The organism is Salipiger sp. ABF4_146, assembly GCF_056161345.1.
The window spans coordinates 13,741-23,257 of the sequence record NZ_JBSWYX010000029.1 but is presented as its reverse complement, the minus strand read 5'-3'; the positions used below and the strand labels follow the sequence as shown (position 1 = coordinate 23,257).

General features: G+C 58.1%; 7 protein-coding genes. 4 read left to right on the top strand and 3 right to left on the bottom strand.

Annotated elements, in window-relative coordinates:
* Nucleotides 1-336: 336 nt before the first annotated feature.
* Complete coding sequence (locus tag ACXAJT_RS24995) at nt 337-825, bottom strand: GNAT family N-acetyltransferase (RefSeq protein WP_475240897.1); 489 nt, start codon at nt 823-825, stop codon at nt 337-339.
* A gap of 532 nt (nt 826-1,357) precedes the next feature.
* Here ACXAJT_RS24995 and ACXAJT_RS24990 point away from each other — a divergent pair.
* Genes ACXAJT_RS24990 through ACXAJT_RS24980 form a run of 3 tightly spaced genes read left to right on the top strand, consistent with a single transcriptional unit; the run spans nt 1,358 to nt 6,817 of the window.
* Nucleotides 1,358-2,749, top strand: coding sequence for a Wadjet anti-phage system protein JetA family protein (locus ACXAJT_RS24990; protein ID WP_475240893.1), 1,392 nt, complete (start codon nt 1,358-1,360; stop codon nt 2,747-2,749).
* Nucleotides 2,749-3,393 (top strand): DUF4194 domain-containing protein, encoded by a 645-nt coding sequence (locus ACXAJT_RS24985; RefSeq protein WP_475240889.1) that lies wholly within the window; start codon nt 2,749-2,751, stop codon nt 3,391-3,393. The genes ACXAJT_RS24990 and ACXAJT_RS24985 overlap by 1 nt, the downstream gene beginning before the upstream one ends.
* Nucleotide 3,394: 1 nt before the next feature.
* Nucleotides 3,395-6,817 (top strand): SbcC/MukB-like Walker B domain-containing protein, encoded by a 3,423-nt coding sequence (locus tag ACXAJT_RS24980; protein WP_475240885.1) that lies wholly within the window; start codon nt 3,395-3,397, stop codon nt 6,815-6,817.
* Nucleotides 6,818-7,063: 246 nt separating this feature from the next.
* On the opposite strand, the gene ACXAJT_RS24975 is transcribed toward ACXAJT_RS24980, so the two are convergent.
* Entirely contained in the window at nt 7,064-7,399 is a 336-nt protein-coding gene (locus ACXAJT_RS24975) for a helix-turn-helix transcriptional regulator (RefSeq protein WP_475240878.1), read from the bottom strand.
* Entirely contained in the window at nt 7,378-8,154 is a 777-nt protein-coding gene (locus ACXAJT_RS24970) for a HipA domain-containing protein (protein WP_475240874.1), read from the bottom strand. Before ACXAJT_RS24970 ends, ACXAJT_RS24975 begins: the two co-directional genes overlap by 22 nt.
* A 94-nt stretch (nt 8,155-8,248) precedes the next feature.
* Between ACXAJT_RS24970 and ACXAJT_RS24965 the strand changes: the two genes are divergently transcribed.
* Complete coding sequence (locus ACXAJT_RS24965; RefSeq protein ID WP_475240868.1) at nt 8,249-9,505, top strand: IS110 family RNA-guided transposase; 1,257 nt, start codon at nt 8,249-8,251, stop codon at nt 9,503-9,505.
* The last annotated feature ends 12 nt before the right edge of the window (nt 9,506-9,517 follow it).

Here is a 9,517-nt window from a genome sequence, read left to right as displayed (position 1 = left end):
GCATATATGCTTGAGGCTCTTCGCCACAGAACCTGCATTCATCAACTCACATAAGTGTGAAGATGAGGCGCCGCAACTACTGATTGATTGGCGTCGTTTCGCGGAAGCACGCAATCGCCGATATTGCGCGACCTAAGTGACGCGATTCGATTTCCGTACATCACATAAAAATTCAAATTCATGAATTCGTCTGTGCTCGTTGAATATCACTTAGAACTTTGAGCAGGGCCAATTTAAGCTTCATATGGGGAGCCAGCGGGCATACGCCCATTGCGGTATAGCCTACTAGATTTACACCACTAGAACGGCGTTCATAATGTCACCCCATTAGCCCGATCACATGCCTCGGGGCGCTAGGCCCTCATCCGGAAGTTCATCTTCGAGATCGATGCGAAGCTTGTGCGGAATGCGCGCCAGGACGCCTGGATGAGAGCGCTGAGCATCTCGAATGGAGTTCGCGAGGTAGAGCAGTCCGTCGTCCATGACAGTGCTAAGCTCGAGCTCCTTACCCTCGCCAGCCGCATACTTGACGGCCTGCTCGAAAAGCTTGCGGCCGATACCCTGATTTCGGAACTCTGCGTCCACGGTCACGTAGGGAAGCCAGAGCTGCAGGTCTTGGTAGGGGTTCTGCTGCACGGCGGCGATCCCTACAACCTTTTCAGCGCCTGTCACAGCCACGAAGTGCAGATGCTTTGATATGTAGCCGCCATGGAAGTACTTAAGACGCTCCTCGATGTCGGCATGATGGGCTTGGAAGGCATATCGCGAGCCGAACTCGTTTCCAAAGATTTGCTCATATTTGATTGTCGCGTCTGCTTCAGCCATTCCTGAACTCCGTTGATCGGCTGAAACCTGCACACGCCGACGCGTGCCACAACTTGTTACCGCGGTAACAGGAGGACTATGGTCCCGGGAGGCTCATGCTCTATGGGACTCATCATGATGCCCTAGGCAACATGCCTGGGCATCATGATGGAGGCGACTCCATTGCGGAGTATTGGGAGAAGGGGGCGGCACCAGCTCTTGGATGCCGACCTGAGGAAGAGGCCAGCAAGTTCCTCTCGTCTGCGAGAGTTGGGAGGTACGGGGCTTATTTGTTGCCCCCTCCGTCGTCACCGGTGCCTTTCTTCCAGTTGCTCGGCATCGGGAAGGTTTGTGTAATACGGGGCATGCTGGTGTTGTGATTGTCGGACATCGCTCTGTCTCCTCGTTCCTAGAGCGTACAGCAGAAATCGCTAGAAGAAACCCCGGAATATGGAATCAGGCGTGAGTGAGTGCCTCAAGTAGAGCGCAGAGCCTGTGAGTCCCGTCTGCGGCTAGTTTACAAGATGTGGTGTCAGGCATACTCTCATACTCAATGAGCAGTGCAGTCGAACAGATATTTGGAGATCTCCACCCGGACGCTTTCAAGCTGTTCTCCGGGTCGGCGAGGCAATTCTACGCGAAGCTCCTTGAGCACCTCTCCGACGAGCTGTTCGAGGACGCCGGTCTTTCGGCCCGCGGGCAGGTGGTCGACGCCATCAAGGAGTTCTGCCGACGGCACGAAGGGCTCGACCCTGACGCCAAGACCGACATCGGCGTGCGGGCCAACATGGCCTACGCCCGGCTCATCGAGACCGGGTGGCTTCTCGAGCAACGCAACGGCTTCCAGCGTTTCACAGACATCGATCCCACCGCCCGGCTGCTGCTCGACTTCTTGCTAGACGTGAAGTTCGGGCGCCTGCGCTCATACGGCGGCGAAGTCATCAACGTGCTCGCGCTCATCGAGAGCGTCGAGAGGGATCCGCAGAACCGGTCCGAGGCCCTCCGAGGCGCCGCGAAGGCATCCCGAGGTTTCCTGAACCACCTCCGGGGCCTGAGCGCCAACATGCGCAAGGCAGAGGAGCTGATCGCCACCAGAGCGTCCTTCGCGGACCTCTTCGAGAGCTTCTTCACCGATTACGTCCAGGCCCACCTCATCTCGGACTACAAGCAGCTCCACACGCGAGCGAACCCATTCAGATTCAGAGTCCGTATCCTCGGCATCGCCCGCCGCATTCTCGAAGACGATTTCAGGATCGATGAGATCGCGACCGCCTATCAGCGGGAAGGTAAGTCAGATCACGCGACCGCCGCACGCCGAATGGTAATCGACGATCTCAGAACAATTTTGAGAGTTTTCAGCGGCATTGATGACTATCTTGATGTGATTGAGGACACCAATCGTCGAGTGGAGACGAAGATCCGGAACACGATCCGCTTCCTGGACACCATGCGCGAGAGCAACACCGAGGTCTTGGAGCGAGTGCTCAGGTCCGCTGCAGCGCATGCACTCGATGAATGTTTCCCTAGCGACGATGCGACTGGCTCATGGCTTCCGTCCGGGTCAACACATCTCTTCACAGCGAATAGCAAGCGCCCCGAGATCAAGCCGACGACGATCCAACGTCCGCAGAAGTCCGAGGCGCAGCGAGCGCATGAAGCCGCGATCATCGCATACCGGGCCCGAAGCCAGGTGCAGCCTGACCAAGTCGACGCCTACCTTCGGGCCAACGTAGAAGGCCGGGGTGCGGTCGAAGGGCGAGAACTGCCCATTTCTTCGCTGGACGACTTCTTCGTTTTCGAACGGCTGAGATCGCTAAACTACCTCGGCGGACGCCTGTCGAAGGACTGGGAGATTTCAGAGTGTCCCGGCACCGTCGAAAACGACTGGATCACCTGCAGAAACTTCCTGATCCGTCCGCGCGGACAGCAACAAAGGGTGCACTGATGGAACTTCGTGAGTTCGCGCAAATCCTCGACAAGGCCGACGATCCGGACGCGCTGAGTGATGCGATCCGGATCGCCATTCAGGCGCTCATGTTCCACCAGGTCATCTACGACGACACCCATTCGGTTCCGTCATCCGCGGTCCAAGCCATCAAGGACCACAGGATCTTCTTTGAGCGCTACTTTGCCGTGGCGGGCTATGATCTGGAAATGGATGCCCGCACACAGATGATCGCGCTGAAGCCGCAAGACCTCGAGAAGCCTCCATATGCATGGCGCCTCATGCGCTTGAAGAAGGATGAGACCCTCATTCGGATCGCGCTCCGCTACATCTTCGAAAACGGCTTCACCGAGGGAAAGATGGACGGGACCGGACGTGTCGAAACAGACACCGTGGAGATCGCCGAAGTCTACCAACGCATCGCCCAAGCGACGCCACCCGGCGAAAACCACCTGGTCGACAACCTTCTGCGTGAGCTGAACCGCAAGGGCATCGTACGGGTCGGAGACAAGGATCGCGAGACCCGCGTGACCCGACTGACGATCTTGCCAGGCATCCGGGTACTTGTTTCCGACGCCTACATCGAGCGCCTTCAGAGCTGGCTTGAGAGCGATCAACAGACCCCATTCCTGGAGGCGAGCTGAGATGTACGAACTGAAGCGGATTTCGCTGCACAACTGGTATCTCGTCGACGTCCTAGACATCCCGATCCGGGAGCATGCAGCTCTCATCGGCCAAACCGGCGCGGGAAAAAGCTCCGTACTCGATGCCATCCAGACTGTGATTTCAGGTAACAATCGCAATGTCTTGGAGCTCAATGCTGCAGCAGGGGTTCAGCGCGGCCGAAGTGTCCGAGACTACGCCCTAGGGTGCGTAAGCGACGTAAATGAGGGTAAGCCCCGCAGAGAACGCTGCGAGACGACCCTCGTGCTCACGTTCCACGACAAAGGCCTCGGAAAGCACATTGCACTTGGTCTTCTCCTGCGTGCCGAACAGGACCTCTCTGAGCAAACGAAGCGCTTCATTGTCGAGGGCTGCGACTTCCGCATCGAGAACTTCGTGGATGGCGGGTCGGTGGTCTCCCATGACGCGATGGTTGATCGTCTTCGCAAAGAGCATGGCGACAAGGCGATCACATTCCACCAAAACAGCACCAAGTTCGTGAACGCTTATCTGCAAATGATGCGCCCCTCCGCTCCTCCGGATGCCAAGAGGTTCCTGCGCAGCTTCGCGAACGCGCTGCAGGCCAAAGAGATGTCGGACCCGACTGATTTCGTCCGTCGCTTTGTTCTGGAGCCGCTGCCCCTCGACGTGGCAGGGGTTCGTTCCTCGATCTCGGTCTGGCGGGAGATGTCCGCTGAGGTGGCCCGCATCGAAGGCATGACAAGCGATCTGTCGACCGTTACATCTCGTTTCCAAAAGGGGTTCAGCATCAGCATGATGGAGGGCGATCTTAACGTAACCTCCTTCGCCCTCGATGTCGCTGAAGCCGAGCTTGAAACGCGCAAGCTGCGAGATGAATTGACCTCCAGCCAGGCAGAACTGAAGACAGCGACAGCACGCTCAGAGGAGCTTTCGGCAGAGGTTAACGACCTCGAAGCCGAGCGCGGTGGACTGCGGCAAAAGCTCACTGAAGTTGATGGCTCTGCCGAACTCGGGCGACTGGATTCAGAACGCCGGCTTCTCGAAGAACGCAAAGGCAGCCTTCGGCATCGCATTGAGGCTGGCCTCATTCCTTACGCCGATATTCGACACCTGAAGGCGATCACCAGCATGGTTCCGGCTGTATCCGCGATCGCTGAAGAAGCCTCCAAATTGACCAAAATGACCTCTGGCCGGAGTGCGGAAGAGTGGGTCTCTGTTGCAGCCGAAATCTCTGAAAATCTCAGTGGTATCAGCGGGAAGTCCCGCGATCTTCATGTGATTACGACCCGCCTGGAGGAGACCCGGGAAGCAGCTATCGATATGAGGGCGAAGCTTCGCGAATTTGGGGACGAAGATGCATCAGCACGACCTGAAGCCGTCCTAAGCCGAGGGGTAAGGAGTTTCCTATCTGATCTCGAGAGAGCCGGCATTGGCGCACGATGCCTACCTGATCTCGTGACAGTGAGCGACACGTCTTGGGCCTATGCTCTCGAGGCGATACTCGGCGCTAACCGAGAAGCGATCATCGTCGATGAAGCTCAGGTCGATGCCGCGTTCGAGCTACTCTACCGAAATCGCAACACCTATGATGGGGTTCGTCTTATCGACCAGCGGCGCTTGCGCAATGTCCGGGCACGCTTGGCGGAGAACTCCATTGCTGAGGTGGTGACCTCGGACGATCCGGTGATCCGTCAGTTCCTGGAATTCAATGTCGGTCGCTACAGCCGAGCAGAGACGGAGGCCGAACTTCGCTCGCTCTCGAGTGGGATCATGCGCAACGGGAAGACCGGGTCAGGAGCCACGCTCCGCGTTTTCCGCGACCGTCGACCGATCCTGGGTAAGACCGCGCAAAGCGCCGCCCGCGGTGAGCTGGCGCTTGAACTTACAGAAATGCGCGAGCGCTACGAGAACCTGCGGAAATCCATCCGAGACCTTGAGGGCGCCCAGCAGCGCATACGTGCGCTTTCGGTCGTTGATCCTGAAGCGCTCTCCAAGGCGATGGCTGATCTGAAAGAGGTCCTCACGGCCTTGCGGTCGCTCGCCCAGCGCCGGCAGGCAATGTCCGCCCCCGACACAGGTAACATCGATGCCAGACTCTCTGAAATTGAGGGCCAGCTTGAAGAGCTTGAGGCGAAAACTCTGAAAATTGAGAAGAGGCGCCGGACGCTGGACATCCAGTGTGGCATCATGTCTGCCAAGCTCGACGACCGCCAGAATGACCTGCTCTCACTCCGACAGAGCATGTCTGAGGTCAAGGAGCAGGCCGAGGCAACCATTCCAAAGGCGGTCGCTAGGCTGATCGGACAAGGCGACTACGAAGTGCCGGTCACCGACGAAGAGGTCGATGCGATCACAGGCCTTCCGATTTCAGAGGCGACGTCCAGGATCGCGGTTCTGCGGGAACGCATCTCGGACGTCCGCCAAGAGATTACTAAGGACGGCTCTGCCAGTGCGCTCATCACCCGCGGCAACAACGGCCTGATGTCCTACGCCCAGGAGTGGATGGTAGAGGATGCGCCGCTTGGAGAGAACAGCACGGATGCGGACCGTTGCGTCTGGGCCCATTCGCACCTTGACCGCTTGAGAAACCACGAACTCCTGCAATACCGCGAGCGCCTCGAGCGGGCGCGAGAGGAAATGGAGACCAGCCTCACGGAAGGGCTCATTGGCCGGATCGGGGAACAGTTCGCTCTTATGGAGGAGCAACTCGACAGCCTCAACGGGCGGCTCTCGAAGTACTCGTTCGTTGGGCAGACATACCAATTCCGCAGCACGGTCTCGGCGCAGTTTCTGCCAATCTACCGGCTGGTGACCGCCGAGGTCCCCGCGGATCAATCCGTGCTCGATGTCGCTGACGACGAAAGCCTTCAGGCGCTCGACGCTCTTCTTGAGGGTGAGAACGACGACGTGAAGCGCTACGAGGACTACCGGAACTACTTCAACTTCGAGCTCTTCATCGAACACCCGGATCCCGAAGACGCCGGCCGGACAGTCAGCACACCGTTTTCGTCCGTGCTTGGCAAGCTTTCGGGCGGCCAGCGACAGGCGCCATACTACGTGGCGATCGCTGCGTCGCTCGTCTCGGCATACTACCCGAAGGCAACGCCCGGCGACTACGAAGGCATGGGCCTGATGGTCTTCGACGAGGCGTTCAACAAGCTCGACATCCCAAACACTCAGCGGCTCATGGACCTCTTCCGATCGCTCGGTCTGCAGGTGATCGTGGCAGCGCCCGAGGAGAAGCGCAGTTCGCTCATTGAATGCGTCGACAGCGTGATCTCGGTCGGCCGGAACCCCGGCTCGTCTGATGTCTTCATCGACTCTGTATCGATCGGTGCCAAGGCCAAGGAGCGCATGTTCGCAGAAAACCCAGTTCACCTGAGCGCGGACGCCTTCGAAAGCGTAGGCACGCCAGGGGAGTGAGTTCCAATATCGAGAACATACTAAGGACCTTTGGATTCTCCTCGGCGCTGCGAGGCCGTCTGACCTATATGTATGCCCATAGTGATACACATGATCACGGCACAGAACATAAAGTATCACTATAAGCATATACTAATGTGACCCAGCGCTGGTCACGGAGCGAGTGACGCTCTCCATTTCAAACGGATCGCGTAGGCAAAGCTCGCAGCACTAGCGACAATCTAGGCGAGACGGATGGCCCTGACCCTAGAGAGAATTGGGCCCCGGCAGGCGGTCTGCGAGAACGTCTTCTCGAGGACGGTTCGCGCCTTCTCGCGGGACGAAGCCAACCTGGAAGCCGAACAGCTTACCGATCTTTTGAAGCGTCTCCAGTGTCGGGTTGGACCTTCCATTTTCCAATGCGTTTACCTGAACCCGAGTAAGCCCAAATTTCTCGGCAAACTCAGATTGGGTAAGGCCGAGCGACTCCCTGATTTCTCGGATCGCTTCAGGAAAACGGAGCTCTCCACGGAATGCTTTCCGCGACACTTCGGCTCGCTTGGATCGCTTCTCGTCTTTGCTTAGGGGCCGCTTTTTGGGCATGTTGCCGCCTCCAGTTGTGCCAATGGCGTCAACGCACGTTGTGGATCAATGGCATGGTCTATCACCTCGCGATCGATGCCTAGCTCTCGCAGCACCTGTGGTAAGTTACGAAAGAAGTCGATCTTTTCGATCAGCGCACCCTTCAAATCATCTGCGGTAAGGCCATCACAAGCGGCCGCTTCGCACACCAGCGACCAGTCTCCATCCAGGTCTTTCCCACCCAGGCACGCCCAGCGGGTTGAGCGTGCGACGCCAGCTTCCGAGAGCCGCATTGGGGGGAAGTCGAACAGGGGGGATAGGCGAATGCCTCCATCAGAGAGTTTGCTGAGTGCTGAATTCCGACCGTGGTTGTCAGGGTTGCCCATGGCCAAGTTCAAGATATCCCGTAGAACGTACTCCAAGGTGTCTCGGACGGGGTCATCGCTGACCTTCTGGATGATTGCTAAGTATTCTTCATGGCTCGTCACGTGGGCAAATTCAGAGACACCCTTGGCCGAGACCAAGCTTTCCTGCCCGTGCAGATGTAAGCTCTCTCCTCTTGGCTCGCGGTCGAACCTGGGAATACTCAAGACTCCATTCCGGTACCTAAGGGGGGCTTTGACGTTGAGGCCGAACATGCGTGCGACCTCCAGGTAGGGCGCTTCATTCTCGAGGATTAATCGATCGGCATCACGATTGGACTTTAGAAGCTTAACTATGATGTGCTCGACACCGTAGCACGTCGGGAAGAAGCGCTGCCGACAGGTTATGGCCACGCGCGCAGCCTCCACATCGCGCAGCGGGTGGCCATAACCGGGTCTCAGGTCTCAACAATGGTTTTGCTGAACCACACCGCTGAGGAGACCGGCTATGACCGCCACCCATACTATCGCTTCAACCGTTTTAGTCGCCATCGACATTTCCAAGCACCGCCACGAGGTCCTGATCGGGGTCCCCGGCAAGAAGCGTCGTCGGCGCATGACGATCATGAATACGTTGGAAGACTTCCATCGCTTGTCCGCGGCGCTAGTTGGTTACGACATGCCTGTTCGGATCGGGTTCGAGGCGACCGGCAACTATCACAGACCCTTGGCGCATCATCTCGGACAGGCCGGATTTGAACTGAAGCTCGTTTCCTCCGTTGGCCTGGCTCGCACGCGTGAAGCGCTGCACAATAGTTGGGACAAGAACGATCCGAAGGACGCACAGGTCATCTTGCACATGCTGGAGATCGGCGCTGTGCAGTTCTTTCACGATCCCTTGGTGGTCGGGACGGCGGACATTCAGGAGCTGTCGAAGACCCACGAGATCGTCTCACGCTCAAAGACCGAGCTCTGGCACCGCATCCTGACGCATTATCTTCCGCTGTACTTTCCCGAGGCCGAGCGCTTTCACCGCAGTTCGCGCACCGACTGGTTCCTTGCCTTCCTTGAGACGTATCCATCGCCACACATGATCTCGGCCATGGGCCGGGAGGCCTTCATCGCTGACGCTTGGGAGGTCGTTGGTCGGAAGGTGTCCAAAGAGCAATTGCTTTCAGATGTTTATGCGACGGCCGTTAGTTCGGTTGGCCTTCCAGTCCACCCGGATTCCGACGCAGTCCGCATGTTCCGTCTCGTTCTTGCAGAGGGCCGCAGCCTGATCCGCCAACGCAATGAGATCGAGGCTCGGGCTGTCGAATTGTTATCTGATCACCCCGACTACCAGCTTCTGACGACCATCCCAGGCATCGGTCCGATCAACGCGATGACGATCCTGGCCGAGGCAGGCGACTTGCGTCGGTTCCGGCACCACCGCCAGTTTCTGAAGTTCTGCGGGATGGACCTCGCGACTGTGCAGTCCGGCACGTTCCGCGGTCAGAGCAAAATCTCGAAGTACGGTAATGCCCGCCTGCGTTCTGCGCTTTGGATGGCGGGCCAGACGGCGGCTCTCAAGCCGACCAACAGCTTCCGGGACAAGTTCGAGCGCTACATCTCGAGGGATCGACACAACGCCCATCTGCGTCGCAAGGCTTACACCGCCATCGCGGCCAAGATGGCACGCACCGTACACGCCGTGGTCAAACACGGTGAACCCTATCGCCCCTTCTTCGAGGGGGTGAGCCCAGGCGGAAGGACCTCTCTCTGACTGAGCCGTGGA

Excerpts from the sequence above, each read along its gene's own strand:
- ACXAJT_RS24995 (WP_475240897.1), bottom strand. The coding sequence starts at position 825 with ATGGCTGAAGCAGACGCGACAATCAAATATGAGCAAATCTTTGGAAAC.
- ACXAJT_RS24990 (WP_475240893.1), top strand. The coding sequence starts at position 1,358 with ATGAGCAGTGCAGTCGAACAGATATTTGGAGATCTCCACCCGGACGCT.
- ACXAJT_RS24985 (WP_475240889.1), top strand. The coding sequence starts at position 2,749 with ATGGAACTTCGTGAGTTCGCGCAAATCCTCGACAAGGCCGACGATCCG.
- ACXAJT_RS24980 (WP_475240885.1), top strand. The coding sequence starts at position 3,395 with ATGTACGAACTGAAGCGGATTTCGCTGCACAACTGGTATCTCGTCGAC.
- ACXAJT_RS24975 (WP_475240878.1), bottom strand. The coding sequence starts at position 7,399 with ATGCCCAAAAAGCGGCCCCTAAGCAAAGACGAGAAGCGATCCAAGCGA.
- ACXAJT_RS24965 (WP_475240868.1), top strand. The coding sequence starts at position 8,249 with ATGACCGCCACCCATACTATCGCTTCAACCGTTTTAGTCGCCATCGAC.